This window comes from Jannaschia sp. L-14R, assembly GCF_056857695.1.
This window is the reverse complement of record NZ_JBSXNP010000011.1, coordinates 59,497-74,517: the sequence shown is the minus strand read 5'-3', so window position 1 is coordinate 74,517 and position 15,021 is coordinate 59,497. Positions and strand designations below refer to the sequence as shown.

The window sequence follows — 15,021 nt, the reverse complement described above, 5'->3', positions numbered from 1 at the left end:
GGTCAGCCCGCCGCGAGCGCCTTTCGCAGTCCGGGCAGGTCGATGAACGGAAAGTTGGTCGCAAGACGTGCTTCCAGCGCGTCCCACGAAATCGCTGCGTGTTTGCCGCCGGCATCGGCGGTGATCTGCGCGCTGTCGTGATCGGTCATCTTCACGGCAAAGAAACCGGGCGGGCCGTAATCCGCGACCGCGTGCCATCGCTTGCCGATGCCGAAATGACCGAAGCTGAAAATGGTGGAATCGCCCGCGCGGCGGGGCGGCAGCAAGGCAGCCGTTCCGACCGAGTGAAACGGTAATTCGAGCTCATAGGCCTGCGGCGGCTGATCGTCATAGAAGGTCGCCACCAGCCCTTTTGGCATGGTGAAGGAGAACGCCTTGAACTCGGAAAACGCAGCGGTCACGGCCTGCAACCGCTCGACATACACGTTGGACAGGCAATCGTCGTCGTCGATGCGGAACTGAACCGTCCGGCCATTCGTGTTCCCGATGGTTTTCTCGACTTCTGCGACGGTTGGCAGCATTGCGGTGTTCACGTCGTTCAGGGACGAAATCTCGACCGTGATACGCGGATCGCTGGCGCAGATGTCGCGCAGCCGGTCCAGCCAGCGTTGCGGCATCACGTCCGAGGTCAGCACGATCAAATGCCAGTCCGGACAGGTCTGCGCCTTCAGCGATGCCAGCAACAGGTTCTCAAAGGTCCAGAACCGCCGGGTCAGCCGCGCCTCATCATACAGCATCGACGCCGTTTCCGCCCGCAATGCGTCATCGCCGTCGTGGCCGCGCCAGGCGACCCAGTCGCCGCGCCCGACGAAGGAAAAGCGGCACAGGCCGATGACCGGTCGCATCAGACCTCCGGCCGAATGAGGGGGAACACTTCGCGGATAACTGAATAATCCTGATATCCCAATCGGGTCAGCGGGTTGTAGCGTGTCACGTCGAACAGGCCGTCTGTCAGACAATCGTCGCGAATATGCACGCCCGACACCTGGCCGAAAACGACGAGATTGGCCTCTCCGGGCAGTGTCGTGATCTGCGTGACTTTGCATTCCAGCGATGCCGGGGCAGTCGCCACACGCGGGCAGTCGATCGTATCACACTCCGCTTTCACGATGTCGGCCAGGGTAAACTCATCCGTCCCCGCCGGATGTGCGCCGGAAGTGACGTTCATGGCGTTGCGCATCGCATATTCCACGATGTTCACGCAAAACACGCCCGTCTCGCGCAGTTGCGCCATGCTGTCCTTGGTGCCGTCGCGGTCGGGTTTCGCGCTGGTCGAGGCGAACATGACCTGCGGCGGGACGTAAGCCACCGCATTGAAGAACGAATACGGGGCCAGGTTATCGCCAGTGTCCCCCCGCGTGCTGATCCAGCCGATCGGGCGGGGTGACACGATGGCGTTGAACGGGTTGTGCGGCAGGCCGTGGCCGTCTTCAGGGCGATAGAACATTAGGTCTCCGGGGCTTGTGCCTTCTAAGGACTAGCGGCCCGGCATTCGAAACGCCACAAAGACCCGAATGGAATTGCACCGCGAAACCGACGCCGACACCTGGGAGGTGGAGGCCCTGCTCGACACCTGTTTCGCGCCGGGTCGGACGGCGTTGTCATCGTATCGTCTGCGCGACGACGTGCCGCCCGCCCGCGATCTGTGTCTGGTGGCGCGGGGCCGCGCGGGCGAGGTCGCCGGGTCGATCCGCTTCTGGCCGGTGCGCGTCGGCACGCATGACGCCATGCTGCTGGGCCCCATCGCCATCCACCCGACCAGGCAGGGCGAGGGGCTGGGGGCCTATCTGATCCAGTCCGGACTGGACCGGGCGTCGGGCGCGGGCGTGAAGCGCATTCTGCTGGTCGGCGACGCGCCCTATTACGGGCGGTTCGGGTTCCGGCGATTGACCGGCGTCACGATGCCACCGCCGACCAACCCCGACCGCGTACTGGGTATCTGGGATTGGGACGGCGTGACTGGCGATGTGACGAAGGCCGCATGGCCAGGCACTTGCCCTTATGACACTTCGACCCCAGATCATCTGCCATGACCGACAGTATCGCACCGCCGAAGAAGCCCCAGATCTTTCCGCCCCTCGACCGCGAGGCCGAGCTTGATCGACTTGCGGCAAGAATGCGGGCGGCGTCGGGAGTTGGTCTGCAAGTCCTGGGCCTGATCGGGACGCAGGCCGAAAATTTGATCGAGATGTTGCCTGCCCAGGTCCGGTCTGGCCTTGAACGGGCCACCGCCGCCGCCTTGGAGCAGTCGTTCAACGCCGCCGCCGCGACCCGCAGGGGACGTATCGCCGACGCGCCCGACTGGCTGACCCGTGCCATCGCCATAGGCACGGGCGCTGCGGGCGGCTTCGGGGGGCTGCCATCGGCGCTGGCGGAATTGCCGGTAACGACGACCATTATCCTGCGCGCGATCCAGACAATCGCCGACGAACATGGAATGGACCCGGCCTTGCCGGACGTGCGCGCCGCCTGTCTGCGCGTCTTCGCCGCTGCCGGACCGCTGGACAACGACGATGGTATCGACATCAGCTTCCTGACGATGCGCCTGACCGTCACCGGCAGCGCGGTCCATGGGCTGATTGCCAAGGTCGCCCCGCGTCTGGCTGTGCCGCTGGGGCAGAAACTGGCAGCGCAGGCCGTTCCGGTCATCGGGGCCGCCGCAGGGGCCGCGACGAACTATGTCTTCACCAGCTATTACCAGGACGTTGCCCGTGTGCAGTTCGGCCTGATGCGGCTGGGCGCGCAGACGGGCGAGGATATGGATGTGCTGACGGCGGACCTGCGCAAACGCCTGACTTGACGGTGTGACGAAACCAGACGGCTCTTTGCCGTGTTGAGGACACAAGCGTATTGCCGGAGATATCCAATGCCCGAGTCCAAAACATTGTTCATTACCGGTGCATCCTCCGGCATCGGCGCGCAAACCGCGCGGCAGGCCGTCGCCGCCGGGTGGAATGTCGGGCTGTTCGCGCGCTCTGAAGACAAAATCGCCAAGCTGGCAGAGGAGTTGGGCGACCGCACACTGGCATTGCCAGGGGATGTCGCCGACAGAAACGCGCAGGCCGCCGCGCTGGACCGGCTGACAGGCAAATTCGGCGGCATAGACGCGGCCTTCGCGAATGCGGGCACAGGTGTAACCGCATCGGGCACGGAAGGCGGAGACCCTGCCGAATGGCATGATATGATCCATGCGAATGTCATGGGTGTTTTGTATACTGCGCACGCCGCGCTGCCGTATCTGCGCAGGCGCAAGGGGCATTTTGTCGTGACCGGATCTGCGGCGGGCCGGAGGCACATCAAAGGGTCGATTTACGGCGCGACCAAGTGGTTTGTCCACGGGTTCGCGGGTAACCTTGCCGAGGAAATGTCGGAGTGGGGCGGGCGTTGCACCGTTGTGGCCACCGGCATGGTCGATACGGAATTCTTCGATGAACCGGACGACAGTCGCCTGCACCCCTCGGACGTGGCGGATGCCGTGATGCATGCGCTGGGTGCCCCCGCACGGGCCGATGTGCGCGAGATTTTCCTGATGCCAAACCGCAACGCAGGCTAATCCTGCGGCGGGGGCGTCATTTCCAGAAACGCCTCCAGCGCCTCCAGATCCACACTATCGAATTGTCCGAAGCCCTGCATCCAGACGCTTGCACTCCGCAGCGCATCGGGATCCAGCTTGCACCAGACGACGCGACCGCGGCGTTCCTGCTGGATCAGTCCCGCGCGCGCAAGCACGGTCAGATGCTTGCTGACCCCCGCCAGCGAGATCGCGAGCGGTGCCGCTACATCCGTGACCGCCATGTCGTCTTCCAGAAGCATGGCGAGGATCGTGCGTCGCGTCGGGTCGGCCAGCGCCGCGAAGACCGGGGACAGGGTGTCTGACATAAGCGCAGGGGTGCATCCGGCAGCATGGGTCGTCAAGAACGTTTAACCGACAGGTTGAATGTCTGGTCAGGCGCAAACAGGCGGATTTCGGCAAAAAATGAACAGTTTAAATTATTGGTTTTACTACAGAATTCATTCCGTTGACTCGGTGGCCGCAGCCCCGTAGACCGCCTCCGACTTCCATGGGGTTTCCCGATGTCCGACGATACCGACGCCGACCGTCTGCGCGCCCTTGAGGCGAAGCTGGCGGCAAAGCGCCCGGTTCAGGCCAAAGACCACATGGAGGAGCATTATTCCCAGGCTCAACTGGCCTGGCGGATGGTGATCGAACTGGTGGCGGGCCTGGGGATCGGGTTCGGGATCGGTTACGGGCTGGATTATCTTCTGGGCACAACGCCCTGGCTGATGATCGTGTTCGTGCTTCTGGGCTTTGCGGCCGGTGTGAAGACGATGATCAGCTCCGCGCGCGAAATACAGGGCCGGTTCGATGCCGAAGCCGCCCTTAAACAACCGGGCGCAGGTGCGCCGAACGATGGGGACGACTGAGGTGAGCATTCTTGTATTCTTCGCGGTGGTCATCGTCGCATTGATTGTCATTTCAGTGCTTTTCAGTGTGGAGGGTGAAAGCGAATTGGCCTTCCACCCGATGGATCAGTTCATGATCAAGCCGCTGTTCGGGGAATATGGCGATCCGGTTTACTGGTACACGGTTACCAACCTGACGTTCTGGATGGCCCTGGCGGTGCTCTGCGTCGTGCTGATGTTCGTTCTGGGCACCCGTGGCCGTGCCATCGTGCCGGGCCGGTCGCAATCGGTGGCCGAGCTGACATATGGCTTCGTCTTCAAGATGGTCGAGGATGTAACCGGTAAAGAGGCCGTCAAGTTCTTCCCCTACATCTTCACGCTGTTTCTGTTCATCCTGTTCGCCAACTTCGTTGCGCTGATCCCCACGTCGGCGTCGCCGACCAGCCAGATTGCCGTGACCGCCTTTCTGGCGCTTGCCGTCTTCCTGACGGTGACCGTGGTAGGCTTCGTCAAGAACGGCATGAAGTTTCTGGGACTGTTCTGGGTCAGCTCCGCGCCGCTCGCACTGCGTCCGATATTGGCGATCATCGAGCTGATTTCGTACTTCGTGCGTCCGGTCAGCCATTCCATTCGATTGGCAGGCAACATCATGGCCGGTCACGCGGTTATCAAGGTTTTCGCGGGCTTTGCCGCGATCACGGCCATCGCGCCGGTCTCGGTCCTGGCGATCACCGCCATCTTCGGGCTCGAGGTGCTGGTCGCCTTCATTCAGGCCTACGTCTTTACCATCCTCACATGCGTTTACCTCAAGGACGCATTGCACCCGTCGCACTGACGGGCCGCACACCTCATCTTCCAGAAATTCCATCGTAAGGAGAAATCATATGGAACTCGAAGCCGCTTCCGCCCTGGGTCAATTTGCCGGTGCCGGTCTGGCCGCCATCGGCTCGGGCCTGGCCGCCATCGGTGTGGGCAATGTCGCCGGGAACTTCCTGGCCGGAGCCCTGCGCAACCCTTCGGCTGCCAACGCGCAGACCGCGACGCTTTTCATCGGCATCGCCTTTGCCGAGGCTCTGGGCATCTTCGCCTTCCTCGTCTCGCTGCTTCTGATGTTCGCCGTCTAAGACCGGCAATGCTAAGATCCTTACGATCGGCGGGGGGCACAGGTGCCGCCCGCCGGGACCCCGCGAAGCCCTGGCTTCGCTCCACCGACCTGACGGGACCGGACCATGGCCATCGATACGATTGACCTCGAACTTGCAGGCAGCTGCGTTGATGACGGCGGCAGTGCCATCGGCATGCCGCAGCTGTGCGATGCGTGGTTCGCCAACCAGATCTTCTGGCTGATTGTCGCACTGGTTGCCATCTTCCTGATCCTGACCCGTATCGCCCTGCCGCGCGTCAGCGCCGTTCTGGCAGAACGATCAGGTACGATTTCCAACGACCTTGCCGCCGCCGAAGACCTCAAGCGTCAGGCAACCGAGGCGGAAGCGGCCTATGAAAAGGCCCTCACCGATGCCCGTGCGGAAGCGCAGCGCATTTCGGGCGAAGCACGGGCCGCCATCAAGGCCGACCTGGATGCCGCAATCGCCGTGGCCGACGAGAAAATCGGCGCCAAAGCTGCCGAGAGCGAAAAGCAGATCACCGAGATTCGCGCGGGTGCCGCTGCCAGCGTCGCCCAGGTGGCGCGTGATGTTGCCTCCGAAATCGTCACCGCGCTGGGTGGCAAAGCCGATGCCGCGACCGTCAATGCCGCCGTCGACGCCCGTGTGAAGGGGAACTGAATAATGCGCTTTATCCTGCCTCTCGCCCTTTTGTCCGCGACGCCTGCCTTCGCTGCGCCCGGCTCATTTTTCAGTCTTGAGAACACCGATTTCATCGTTGTTCTGGGCTTCCTGGTTTTCATCGCGATCCTGTTGTATTTCAAGATCCCCTCGATGTTGACGGGCATGTTGGACGACCGCTCCAAGGGTATTCGCAACGATCTTGACGAAGCCCGTGCCCTGCGTGACGAAGCCCAGGCGCTGCTGGCATCCTACGAACGCAAGACCCGCGATGCCCGTGATCAGGCCGACCAGATCCTGGCCACCGCCAAGGCCGAGGCGACCGCCGCAGGCGATCAGGCCAAGATCGACCTGCAGACCTCGGTGGCGCGCCGGATGGCCGCCGCCGAAGATCAGATTGAAAGCGCACAGAACGCCGCCGTGCGCGAAGTTCGTGATACCGCCATTACGGTTGCCATCGCAGCCGCCGGTGAAGTCGTCGCCAAACAGATGTCTGCCGCTGAAGCCAACACGCTGATCGACCAGTCCATCGATACGGTCGCCGCCAAGCTGCATTGATCTCCGATCATCAGTCCACCGAACATCGGGCGTCCCAAGGCGGGCGCCCTTTTTCGTTCTCAAGCCGCGCATGAACGGCTGGCAACACATGGATCGCGCCGCACTCGACGATGCCTATGCCAACGCCGCCTATATCGACGGCGCTGCTGACTATCCGCTCCGCTGGCAAGCCGAAGCCGCCGCCTTCCGCGTCCGCGTCCGTGCCGATCTGGACATCGCCTATGCCGACTTGCCGGGCGCGGCCTTCGACCTGTTCCATCCTGAACGCCCGGCCAAGGGCCTCGTGGTCTTCGTGCACGGTGGCTATTGGCGGGCCTTCGGAAAGTCAGACTGGTCGCACTTCGCGGAAGGCGCGCTGATCCGCGATCACGCCGTCGCCGTCATCGGCTATCCGCTGGCCCCAACCGTTCGCCTCGCCGACATCACCCGTCTGGTCGCGAAAGCCATCGACTGCGCCGCCGCTCGCATCGACGGCCCGATCCGGCTGACGGGGCACAGCGCCGGGGGCCACCTTGTCGCCCGCGCTGTCATGGCCGACGCCACACCGACCTGTGCCGGGCGTATCGCCACCTGCGTGCCCATCAGCCCGGTCGCCGACCTGCGCCCCCTGGTGGCGCAGACCCTGAACGACGATCTCCGCCTCGATCCGCTTGAGGCGACCGCCGAAAGTCCGGTGTCAGGCCAGCCGATCCAGGGCCCGAAGGTTGCGATCCATGTTGGCGTGTCCGAACGTCCCGCTTTCCTCTGGCAGGCCGGGGCCCTGGCCGCCGCATGGACAGTTCCGCTGCGACAAATGCCAGCGCGCCACCATTTCGATGTCATCGACGACCTGCGCAATCCGGACTCCGCCCTGATGGCCGATCTCCTTGCCTGATCTGTCCTTGCTCGGAACATATTCCCTCCGGAGGCTCTGCCGTCAGGTTCCGCGCGGTTTCGCCCGCGTTGTGGGCACCGCGATGGTCGGGTCCTCCGGCCAGGGATGTCGCGGATACTGCCCACGCATGTCCTTGCGCACATCGGCGTAAGCCCCGGCCCAGAAGCCCGGCAGGTCCTGCGTGACCGCTAGGGTGCGTTGCGCGGGCGACAGCAGTTCCATTCGCAGGGCGGTCTGTCCGACGTGCGGGTGCCGCGTTTCGCCGAAGACTTCCTGCAGGCGCAGCGATATCGTTGGTATGTCGGGGCCATAGTCGATCGGCACCCTGCGTCCCAGCGGCGACCGGTAATGTGCCGGGGCAATGTCCTCCAGCCGCCGCGCATCCTCCCATCCAAGCCAGCCCTGCAACGCGTCGAACGGATCCAGCCGCCCAAGATCTTCCGCATCGCGGACCCCGTCCAGCATTGGCAACAGCCAGTCTTCCAATTCGTTCAACAGGGCCGCGTCGGACACGTCGCGCAGCCCCGCCGCCGCGATCCGTGAACGGTAAAGTCGGGCGCGCCGCGTCCAGTTCAGGCAAGCCAGTCCCAAGGCCCGCACCCCGTCCAGTACGGCTGAGGCGACCTTGTCGGGCGGCGCATCCGTCCAGGGCCGATCATCCAGGGCGATGGCACCCAGACGCTCCTGCCGCCGGGCCTCGACCCGCCGATGCCGGGTCGACCAGCGACACAGATTGATCCAGCCGATGCGATCCCCCAGAACCGCGCGCAACTCCGCTACGGTGATCGACAGCGCGCGCCGCACACGGGCTTCTGTCGGATCGCCATCCAGATCGCAGGCTACGATCAGCCGCGCCCCGGACAATACGTCGCCGATCTGCATCTTGGCGCCCTTGCCGCCCGACAAAAGCCAGCGCGGCGCATCTCCGGCGCGCCGCAAGCCGACCCGGTCTGGATAGGCCAGTGCCAGCCGCTGCGCATCGGACAGCGACGGTCCCGCCTCGAACCGGCGCAATCGTCTGGCCTCCGCCCGCGCTTCGCGGGACGGTGCGCGCAAGACATCGGTCAGATCAACCGATCCGGGGGGTATCCGCACCGACAGCACCCCGGCGACATTCGCGGTCCCCCCACCGCCGTTCAGCACCATATGCCCCAGACGCGGATGCAGCGGCAGACGGGACAGCGCACGGCCATGGCCGGTGATGCGCCCCTCGTTCAGCGCCCCCAGGTCCGTCAGCAGGACCCGCGCCTCGGCCAGTGCGCCCTCGGGCGGGGGCGTCAGAAACGCAAGATCGTGTTCGACCGCACCGCCTCCGCCCCAGACGGCCAGTTCCAGCGCCAGTCCGGCCAGATCGGCATTGGCGATTTCCGGGCCGGGAAAGGCGTGCATCCCGCCCTCTTCGCCGCGCGTCCAGTTGGCAAAGGCCAGACCCGCTGCGACCCGCCCGGCACGGCCCGCCCGCTGCGTGGCCTCGGCGCGCGTGACACGTTCCGTCACCAGCCGGGACATGCCCGATGCCGCGTCGAACCGGGCACGCCGGGCAAGCCCGCCGTCGACCACCACGCGCACGCCTTCGATGGTCAGCGAGGTTTCGGCGATGGATGTGGCCAGCACGACACGACGGCGCGGACCGGGCAGGATCGCGGCCTGCTGTTCGGCGAAGGGCAGCGCGCCGTACAGGGGACGCACATCGGCGGCGATACCGGACAGCAGCGCGGCACAGCGTCGGATTTCGCCCTCGCCGGGCAGGAAGGCCAGCACGTCGCCGTCGCTCGCAGTCATGGCCTCTGCTATCAACGCAGCGACCTGCGCCTCGAAGGGCTGCCCCGCGACAGGAGGGCGATCCCGCCAGCGCCGTTCGACCGGGAAGCTGCGTCCGTCGGACGTCACGACCGGCGCGCCCAGCATTTCGGCTACGGGGTCCGCATCCAGCGTGGCCGACATCACCAGAAGCATCAGATCGGGCCGCAACACCTGCCGTGCTTCCCACGCCAGGGCCAGCCCCAGGTCGCCGTTCAGCGAGCGTTCGTGGAATTCGTCAAAGATCAGCGCGCCAACGCCAGGCAACTCCGGATCGGACTGGATCATCCGGGTCAGGATGCCTTCGGTCACGACCTCGATCCGGGTGGCCCTCGACACCTGCGACGCGCCGCGCATCCGGTAGCCGACGGTCTGCCCTGCGGCCTCGCCCAGCGTCTCGGCCATGCGGGCGGCGGCGGCACGGGTCGCCAGCCGTCGCGGCTCCAACAGGATGATCCGACCTTCGACTAGGGGCAGCATCGCCAAGGGCACGCGGGTCGTCTTGCCTGCCCCCGGAGGAGCCTGAAGAACCGCAACGCCTCGTGCCGACAGCGCCGCCAGAAGCTCTGGCAGCACCTCTTCGATGGGCAGATCGCTGAACAAGTCGGGCCTCCCGTGGCGCGGATGACGCTTCCCTACGGCATTGAGCGCGGCGCTTGCAAACCCACGACGCGCCGGGCATCCCGAACCCCATGACCACGCATGACCCGTTGCACGACCCGATCCTGTCCGGCGACCGCCGGGCACTGGCCCGCGCGATTACGCTGGTCGAAAGCACACGCCCCGATCATCGGGAACGGGCCGCCGCCCTGCTGGACGGATTGCGCGACACAGGACGCGAAGCGTTGCGCATCGGCCTGTCCGGCACGCCCGGTGTCGGCAAATCGACCTTCGTCGAAGCATTCGGTCTGATGCTGACGGGGCAGGGCAAGCGGGTCGCTGTCCTGGCGGTCGATCCCAGCAGCGCGCGCACCGGCGGGTCCATTCTGGGCGACAAGACGCGGATGGAACATCTGAGCCGTGACGCGAACGCCTTCATCCGCCCATCCCCTGCCGCCAGCCACCTGGGCGGTGTCGCCCGCCGTTCCCGCGAGGCGGTGGCCCTGTGCGAGGCGGCGGGGTTTGACATCGTGTTGATCGAAACCGTCGGCGTCGGTCAGTCCGAAACCATGGTGGCGCAAATCTCGGACCTGTTCGTTCTGTTGCTGGCACCCGCGGGCGGGGACGAGTTGCAGGGGGTCAAACGCGGCATCATGGAAATCGCCGACCTGATTCTGGTCAACAAGGCCGATGGCGACCTGAAAGCCACGGCCACCCGGACAGTCGCCGATTACGCGGGTGCCTTGCGGCTGCTTCGCAAGCGCCCGAACGACCCCGAAGGGTTTCCCAGGGCGATGGCCGTCTCTGCCCTCGAATCATCGGGATTGGCGGATGCATGGGAGCAGATGCAGACGCTGGCCACTTGGCGGCGTGACAACGGCCACTGGGCGACCTGTCGCGCCGAGCAGGCCGCGCATTGGTTCCGCGAAGAAGTTCGCGCCGGTCTGTTGGCCCGTCTGGACACGCCCGAGGTGCGCGCAGATATGACGCGCCTGGCCCGCGACGTCGCCGAAGGCCGCCGTGCCGCACGCGCCGCCGCACGCGATCTGCTGGACGATCTGGGAAACTGATGCCGCGCAGGGATACCGAACCCGATGTTCCGCCTTGACGCCCCTGTCCCTTAAGCCTATCACGCCGCGACTGCGGGGCCGTCTGATCGGCCCTGCACCTGTTTTTATGAACCCTTAAACCCGAGGTGGCCCATGTCGCGCGTTTGCGAACTCACCGGAAAAGGCCCGATGTCGGGCAACAATGTCAGCCACGCGAATAACAGAACGCGTCGCCGGTTCCTGCCCAACCTGAACGACGTGTCGCTTCAGTCCGAAACGCTGGGTCGCAGCTTCAAGCTGCGCATCTCGGCGGCGGCGCTGCGCACCGTCGATCACCGTGGCGGTCTGGACGCTTTCCTTGCCAAGGAAAAGGACGTCAACCTGTCCGACCGAGCGCTGAAGATCAAGAAGGACATCGCCAAGTCTTCCGACACGGCGGCTGCTCTGGAAGCCTGATCTTTGTCAGCTATGTGAATCGGGGGCCTTTGGGCCCCCTTTTTGTGTTCAGCGATTGCCGACCTGTCCGTGCAGCCATCGCCGCAGTGTCCGCAAACGGGGCGAGACGCGACCGGGCAGGGTGACGAGGTAATATCCCAACGATCCGCCGTTCAACTCGCAGACCTTGACCAATGTGCCCGCCGCGACGTCGCGGTCCACCAGCGACTTGGGCTGGACGGTCACGCCATGCCCCGCCTGCGCCGCCGCCAGCACCATCCAGTTCGTTTCCATCAATTGCATCCGAACATCATCCAGGTCGATGCCTTCCCGTTCAATCATGGCGCGCCGCTCCAGCATGTAATGCTCCAGCAGCCAGGGCAGATGCAGAAGATCGCCAAGGCAGGACGGTTTGCATTCGCCCAGCAGGTCCGGGTGCACGACGACCCAGTGGTCGCCATCGGTCAGCAGCTCGGCATCCAATCCGGGCCATATGCCGTCGCCGTGCCGGATCGCCATGTCTACTCCGTCACGGCGCAGATCAGAAACTTCGACGTTTGGTTGAATGTTAAGCGGAATATCCGGATGGCGCGTCCAGAAGTCACCGATCCGCGGCATAAGCCAGCCTGCGGCGAAAGCGGGCGTAACCGAAAGCGACAGGGGCCGCGTCTCGGCGTCGGCCTGAAGCCGGTCCACCGCCGCGCCGATTGTGCCGAACCCCAAGGTAAGCGCCTCGGCCAGTTGCACCCCGGCGGGTGTGACCGCGATGCCGCGCCCGTCGCGCACGACGAGGCTGTGCGCAAGGGCAGTTTCCAGCTTGCGAACATGTTGGGCGATGGCCGCATGGGTGACGTTCAGCTCCTGCGCGGCGCGCGTAAAGCTGCGACAGCGGGCGGCCGCTTCAAAGGCGCGCAGCGCGGCCAGCGGTGGCAGTCGCGACCATTCCATACGATACCTCAGCTAACATATCGTGTTTCGTATTACTTTGCCGGATCGCATCAAGTGGCGCAATGATAGATCTATCAGCAAGTATCAGGAGGTCGACATGAAACTCTCGCTAAAGACACTCTTCTCGCGCAATGAGCGGAGGCATCACATATCGAAACCGCCCGCCAAACCGTTGCCGACGCATGAAAGCATGTATATCGAGCATATGCGTCGCAAGATGGACGATCATCCGCTCCACCAGACGTGGGAGCGTCGCGTTGATTGGTGACGAAACCGGCGGAGGTCAGGCATCGTCCAAAATCTCCGCCACCCATTCCACCACTACATCCGTCGCGGCTCCCTCGCGCACCGCGTCAAAGCGCCCGCCCGAGGCCGCGAGGTTCAACTCAAGTGTCCCGGCACCAGCCATCCGCGCCAAATCCACGAAGCCCGACGCTGGGTAGACCGTGCCGGAGGTGCCGATCGACACGAACAGATCGGCCCGTGCCAGTGCCGCCTCGATGCGGTCCATGTGATAGGGCATTTCGCCGAACCAGACGACGTCGGGCCGGGTGGCGGCCGCGTTGCAGACAGGACAGGGGGCATCCGCCGACATGACCGGCGGCGCAACCCACCGTGCACCGCAGGCATGGCACAGCGCCCGCGCAAGCTCTCCGTGCATGTGGATCACGTCGGTGGCGCCGGCACGCTCCAGCAGGTCGTCGATGTTCTGTGTGACCAGCATGACGTCCCCGTGCTTCGACAGCCGCGTCAGTGCCTCATGCGCCGCATTCGGCCGGGCCGCCGCCATGTTGGCCCGGCGCGCATTATAGAAGTCGTGGACCAGGGCGGGGTCGCGGGCGAAGCCGCCCGGTGTGGCCACGTCCTCCAGATCGTAGCGCGTCCATAATCCGTCCACGTCGCGGAACGTGCCCAGGCCGGATTCCGCGCTCAGCCCCGCGCCGGATAAGATCACGATGCGTTTCATGCGTCGCACGTCAGGCGCAGTGAACTGGCCGGTCCCGTGACTGCGGCGATCCGTTCAGGCGCAGCCGTCATCGTCGCAGACCTGCAACGCCCTAATCCAGTCCGACCATTCCAGCAACTCTTCATTCGGCGGGCTGATGACCCAGCTGCGCTGGATCACGAACAACTTGTCGTCCGCACCCTCGATCACCCGGACAAGGTCGATCTCCGGGCGACCGCTGATGTCCATGTTGGGACAGGCGTGGATCGAGATGGTGGATGTGCGCCCCCCCGCTTCGAACGTGTCGGGGGACATCTCGAATGCCTGCGAACAACTCGCCGCCAGATCAGCCTGCAACTGACTGACGTATTCCGACGCGGTCCAACCGGTCCCGCGAAGTTCCGCAACCGTTATCGCATGCGTCCAGCCGTCCAGCGCTTCGCCGTCGCGCACATATTCCGACAGGCGGACCGTGTCGCTTTCGCTGACATGGACGCCGGTAAACCCGTCGGGTGGGAAAAACCGCAGCGTTTCAGCCGCCATCGCGGGCATGGCAATCAGGGAAGGCGCGCCAAGGGAGATGGCCAGCAGGGCGGCCAATCCGCCGTTACGCACAGGCGCGTTCCGATACTTCGACGAACTGCCTGTAGCGTTTCCAGAAGCGTTCATCGCGCGCGCGCTCGGACTGACGCACGTCCTGCGCCTTTTGCGGATCGCGGAAGAACTGCACCGCACGCGATTGTTCACCCTTGCTCAAAATCGTATTGGCCGAGGCCTGAATACAACCGCAGAGGCTTCTGGAGGCCGCATTGCGGTCCGAAGCATTACAGGCGGAATAGATCGGGCCGGTCGCGAAACTGCGGATCGGCGCATCGCGCGGGCCACCGCCTACGGCACCGCTTCCGCCACAGGCAGACAGCACCAGAAGCAGTGCCAGGGGGGCTTTCTTGATCGGATTCATAAGCTGCTCAGGCCTCCGGTCATATGTTTTGACCGCACAATGCCAGAGCTCTCGCCGACAGGCAATCGACTATCGGACCGCGCCCGTTCTAGCCACCTGCGCAGGCGGCCTCCGTGCTTCCTTCGTCACATGCCACGACACGCCGCAGCCAGACGGACCATGTCGTCACATCGTCCGGCGTGGGGCGCGGCCCGGCCCAGGCCATCTGCACGACATACAGACGATCATGTCCGGCAATGGCCTTCATCAGGAAATACTCGGGCTTGCCCGTCGCGGGCGACAGCGGGCAGCCGACAAGGATCAGCGAGGTGGCATGTCCGGCTTCGGTCGGTTGCGAGATCTGCGCGACTTCCGCACTGGCGCAGGCCTGCATGACGGACTGCGATACGGCGTCGGTGAAAGCGACCGGCTCCTGGATCGACGGCAGGAATTGAAGCGATACCTTCTGTGTCCAGTCTTCGGTCGTCTGTCCGTCAGGTACGAACTCTATCAATGCCGTCCCGTTCACGCCGCTGCTGCGGTATTCGACAAAGCCTTCGGGGGCCACGATCTGCAACCGCTCACCCGTTTCCTGCGCCGCAAGCGAACCTGGAAACAGCATCGCAAACGTCAGAATCAGGGCGATTCGAGCAGAAAAACGCGTCATTTCAGGCCTCCGGGCT

At 64.5% G+C, this 15,021-nt stretch carries 21 protein-coding genes; 12 read left to right on the top strand and 9 right to left on the bottom strand.

The window, feature by feature from the left end; translation table 11 throughout:
- Window positions 1–2: 2 nt before the first annotated feature.
- Window positions 3–845: a glycosyltransferase gene (locus AC13C2_RS13005; protein ID WP_482887060.1), complete on the bottom strand. Its 843-nt coding sequence runs from the start codon at window positions 843–845 to the stop codon at window positions 3–5.
- Window positions 845–1,447, bottom strand: a complete 603-nt coding sequence (locus AC13C2_RS13000) for a flavin reductase family protein (RefSeq protein WP_092760474.1) — start codon at window positions 1,445–1,447, stop codon at window positions 845–847. The genes AC13C2_RS13005 and AC13C2_RS13000 overlap by 1 nt, the downstream gene beginning before the upstream one ends.
- A gap of 67 nt (window positions 1,448–1,514) precedes the next feature.
- Between AC13C2_RS13000 and AC13C2_RS12995 the strand changes: the two genes are divergently transcribed.
- From AC13C2_RS12995 to AC13C2_RS12985, 3 genes are all read left to right on the top strand, one after another.
- Complete coding sequence (locus AC13C2_RS12995) at window positions 1,515–2,033, top strand: GNAT family N-acetyltransferase (protein WP_092760476.1); 519 nt, start codon at window positions 1,515–1,517, stop codon at window positions 2,031–2,033.
- On the top strand, window positions 2,030–2,800 hold the full coding sequence (locus AC13C2_RS12990; protein WP_482887059.1) for an EcsC family protein: 771 nt from the start codon (window positions 2,030–2,032) through the stop codon (window positions 2,798–2,800). The genes AC13C2_RS12995 and AC13C2_RS12990 overlap by 4 nt, the downstream gene beginning before the upstream one ends.
- Window positions 2,801–2,866: 66 nt before the next feature.
- Window positions 2,867–3,553 (top strand): SDR family oxidoreductase, encoded by a 687-nt coding sequence (locus tag AC13C2_RS12985; RefSeq protein ID WP_482887058.1) that lies wholly within the window; start codon window positions 2,867–2,869, stop codon window positions 3,551–3,553.
- Here the strand turns inward: AC13C2_RS12985 and AC13C2_RS12980 are convergent.
- A complete protein-coding gene (locus AC13C2_RS12980; protein WP_092760482.1) occupies window positions 3,550–3,879 on the bottom strand; it encodes an ArsR/SmtB family transcription factor in 330 nt (109 codons plus the stop codon). The two genes, AC13C2_RS12985 and AC13C2_RS12980, sit on opposite strands and share 4 nt — an antisense overlap.
- Before the next feature lie 195 nt (window positions 3,880–4,074).
- Between AC13C2_RS12980 and AC13C2_RS12975 the strand changes: the two genes are divergently transcribed.
- From AC13C2_RS12975 to AC13C2_RS12950, 6 genes are all read left to right on the top strand, one after another.
- A complete protein-coding gene (locus AC13C2_RS12975) occupies window positions 4,075–4,425 on the top strand; it encodes an AtpZ/AtpI family protein (protein WP_092760484.1) in 351 nt (116 codons plus the stop codon).
- A gap of 55 nt (window positions 4,426–4,480) precedes the next feature.
- Entirely contained in the window at window positions 4,481–5,239 is a 759-nt protein-coding gene (locus tag AC13C2_RS12970) for a F0F1 ATP synthase subunit A (protein ID WP_482887608.1), read from the top strand.
- 49 nt (window positions 5,240–5,288) lie between these two features.
- Window positions 5,289–5,528 (top strand): F0F1 ATP synthase subunit C, encoded by a 240-nt coding sequence (locus AC13C2_RS12965; RefSeq protein ID WP_092760486.1) that lies wholly within the window; start codon window positions 5,289–5,291, stop codon window positions 5,526–5,528.
- 105 nt (window positions 5,529–5,633) lie between these two features.
- A complete protein-coding gene (locus AC13C2_RS12960) occupies window positions 5,634–6,188 on the top strand; it encodes a F0F1 ATP synthase subunit B' (RefSeq protein ID WP_092760488.1) in 555 nt (184 codons plus the stop codon).
- 3 nt (window positions 6,189–6,191) lie between these two features.
- On the top strand, window positions 6,192–6,746 hold the full coding sequence (locus AC13C2_RS12955; RefSeq protein WP_092760490.1) for a F0F1 ATP synthase subunit B: 555 nt from the start codon (window positions 6,192–6,194) through the stop codon (window positions 6,744–6,746).
- Between the two features lie 70 nt (window positions 6,747–6,816).
- The gene (locus AC13C2_RS12950) at window positions 6,817–7,620 is read left to right on the top strand and encodes an alpha/beta hydrolase (protein WP_482887057.1); all 804 of its coding nucleotides are present in this window, start codon (window positions 6,817–6,819) and stop codon (window positions 7,618–7,620) included.
- Between the two features lie 42 nt (window positions 7,621–7,662).
- Here the strand turns inward: AC13C2_RS12950 and hrpB are convergent, their stop codons facing one another.
- The gene (gene hrpB, locus AC13C2_RS12945) at window positions 7,663–10,023 is read right to left on the bottom strand and encodes an ATP-dependent helicase HrpB (RefSeq protein WP_482887056.1); all 2,361 of its coding nucleotides are present in this window, start codon (window positions 10,021–10,023) and stop codon (window positions 7,663–7,665) included.
- 89 nt (window positions 10,024–10,112) lie between these two features.
- Here hrpB and meaB point away from each other — a divergent pair, with 89 nt between their 5' ends.
- Window positions 10,113–11,090, top strand: a complete 978-nt coding sequence (gene meaB / locus AC13C2_RS12940) for a methylmalonyl Co-A mutase-associated GTPase MeaB (RefSeq protein WP_482887055.1) — start codon at window positions 10,113–10,115, stop codon at window positions 11,088–11,090.
- A gap of 132 nt (window positions 11,091–11,222) precedes the next feature.
- The gene (rpmB, locus tag AC13C2_RS12935; RefSeq protein ID WP_092760498.1) at window positions 11,223–11,525 is read left to right on the top strand and encodes a 50S ribosomal protein L28; all 303 of its coding nucleotides are present in this window, start codon (window positions 11,223–11,225) and stop codon (window positions 11,523–11,525) included.
- 48 nt (window positions 11,526–11,573) lie between these two features.
- On the opposite strand, the gene AC13C2_RS12930 is transcribed toward rpmB, so the two are convergent.
- Window positions 11,574–12,452 (bottom strand): LysR family transcriptional regulator, encoded by an 879-nt coding sequence (locus AC13C2_RS12930; RefSeq protein ID WP_482887054.1) that lies wholly within the window; start codon window positions 12,450–12,452, stop codon window positions 11,574–11,576.
- A 97-nt stretch (window positions 12,453–12,549) separates the two neighbouring features.
- On the opposite strand from AC13C2_RS12930, the gene AC13C2_RS12925 reads away from it, so the two are divergent.
- Complete coding sequence (locus AC13C2_RS12925; protein WP_482887053.1) at window positions 12,550–12,720, top strand: hypothetical protein; 171 nt, start codon at window positions 12,550–12,552, stop codon at window positions 12,718–12,720.
- A gap of 15 nt (window positions 12,721–12,735) precedes the next feature.
- On the opposite strand, the gene AC13C2_RS12920 is transcribed toward AC13C2_RS12925, so the two are convergent.
- The 4 genes from AC13C2_RS12920 to AC13C2_RS12905 form a co-directional block, all read right to left on the bottom strand.
- Window positions 12,736–13,419 (bottom strand): NAD-dependent deacylase, encoded by a 684-nt coding sequence (locus AC13C2_RS12920; RefSeq protein WP_482887052.1) that lies wholly within the window; start codon window positions 13,417–13,419, stop codon window positions 12,736–12,738.
- A 54-nt stretch (window positions 13,420–13,473) separates the two neighbouring features.
- Complete coding sequence (locus AC13C2_RS12915) at window positions 13,474–14,013, bottom strand: hypothetical protein (RefSeq protein WP_092760504.1); 540 nt, start codon at window positions 14,011–14,013, stop codon at window positions 13,474–13,476.
- Window positions 14,006–14,359, bottom strand: coding sequence for a hypothetical protein (locus AC13C2_RS12910; protein ID WP_245737503.1), 354 nt, complete (start codon window positions 14,357–14,359; stop codon window positions 14,006–14,008). The genes AC13C2_RS12915 and AC13C2_RS12910 overlap by 8 nt, the downstream gene beginning before the upstream one ends.
- A gap of 88 nt (window positions 14,360–14,447) precedes the next feature.
- Window positions 14,448–15,005, bottom strand: a complete 558-nt coding sequence (locus AC13C2_RS12905; protein WP_092760506.1) for a hypothetical protein — start codon at window positions 15,003–15,005, stop codon at window positions 14,448–14,450.
- Between the last annotated feature and the right edge of the window lie 16 nt (window positions 15,006–15,021).

Excerpts from the sequence above, each read along its gene's own strand:
- AC13C2_RS13005 (WP_482887060.1), bottom strand. The coding sequence starts at position 845 with ATGCGACCGGTCATCGGCCTGTGCCGCTTTTCCTTCGTCGGGCGCGGC.
- AC13C2_RS13000 (WP_092760474.1), bottom strand. The coding sequence starts at position 1,447 with ATGTTCTATCGCCCTGAAGACGGCCACGGCCTGCCGCACAACCCGTTC.
- AC13C2_RS12995 (WP_092760476.1), top strand. The coding sequence starts at position 1,515 with ATGGAATTGCACCGCGAAACCGACGCCGACACCTGGGAGGTGGAGGCC.
- AC13C2_RS12990 (WP_482887059.1), top strand. The coding sequence starts at position 2,030 with ATGACCGACAGTATCGCACCGCCGAAGAAGCCCCAGATCTTTCCGCCC.
- AC13C2_RS12985 (WP_482887058.1), top strand. The coding sequence starts at position 2,867 with ATGCCCGAGTCCAAAACATTGTTCATTACCGGTGCATCCTCCGGCATC.
- AC13C2_RS12980 (WP_092760482.1), bottom strand. The coding sequence starts at position 3,879 with ATGTCAGACACCCTGTCCCCGGTCTTCGCGGCGCTGGCCGACCCGACG.
- AC13C2_RS12975 (WP_092760484.1), top strand. The coding sequence starts at position 4,075 with ATGTCCGACGATACCGACGCCGACCGTCTGCGCGCCCTTGAGGCGAAG.
- AC13C2_RS12965 (WP_092760486.1), top strand. The coding sequence starts at position 5,289 with ATGGAACTCGAAGCCGCTTCCGCCCTGGGTCAATTTGCCGGTGCCGGT.
- AC13C2_RS12960 (WP_092760488.1), top strand. The coding sequence starts at position 5,634 with ATGGCCATCGATACGATTGACCTCGAACTTGCAGGCAGCTGCGTTGAT.
- AC13C2_RS12955 (WP_092760490.1), top strand. The coding sequence starts at position 6,192 with ATGCGCTTTATCCTGCCTCTCGCCCTTTTGTCCGCGACGCCTGCCTTC.
- AC13C2_RS12950 (WP_482887057.1), top strand. The coding sequence starts at position 6,817 with ATGAACGGCTGGCAACACATGGATCGCGCCGCACTCGACGATGCCTAT.
- meaB (WP_482887055.1), top strand. The coding sequence starts at position 10,113 with ATGACCACGCATGACCCGTTGCACGACCCGATCCTGTCCGGCGACCGC.
- rpmB (WP_092760498.1), top strand. The coding sequence starts at position 11,223 with ATGTCGCGCGTTTGCGAACTCACCGGAAAAGGCCCGATGTCGGGCAAC.
- AC13C2_RS12930 (WP_482887054.1), bottom strand. The coding sequence starts at position 12,452 with ATGGAATGGTCGCGACTGCCACCGCTGGCCGCGCTGCGCGCCTTTGAA.
- AC13C2_RS12925 (WP_482887053.1), top strand. The coding sequence starts at position 12,550 with ATGAAACTCTCGCTAAAGACACTCTTCTCGCGCAATGAGCGGAGGCAT.
- AC13C2_RS12920 (WP_482887052.1), bottom strand. The coding sequence starts at position 13,419 with ATGAAACGCATCGTGATCTTATCCGGCGCGGGGCTGAGCGCGGAATCC.
- AC13C2_RS12910 (WP_245737503.1), bottom strand. The coding sequence starts at position 14,359 with ATGAATCCGATCAAGAAAGCCCCCCTGGCACTGCTTCTGGTGCTGTCT.
- AC13C2_RS12905 (WP_092760506.1), bottom strand. The coding sequence starts at position 15,005 with ATGACGCGTTTTTCTGCTCGAATCGCCCTGATTCTGACGTTTGCGATG.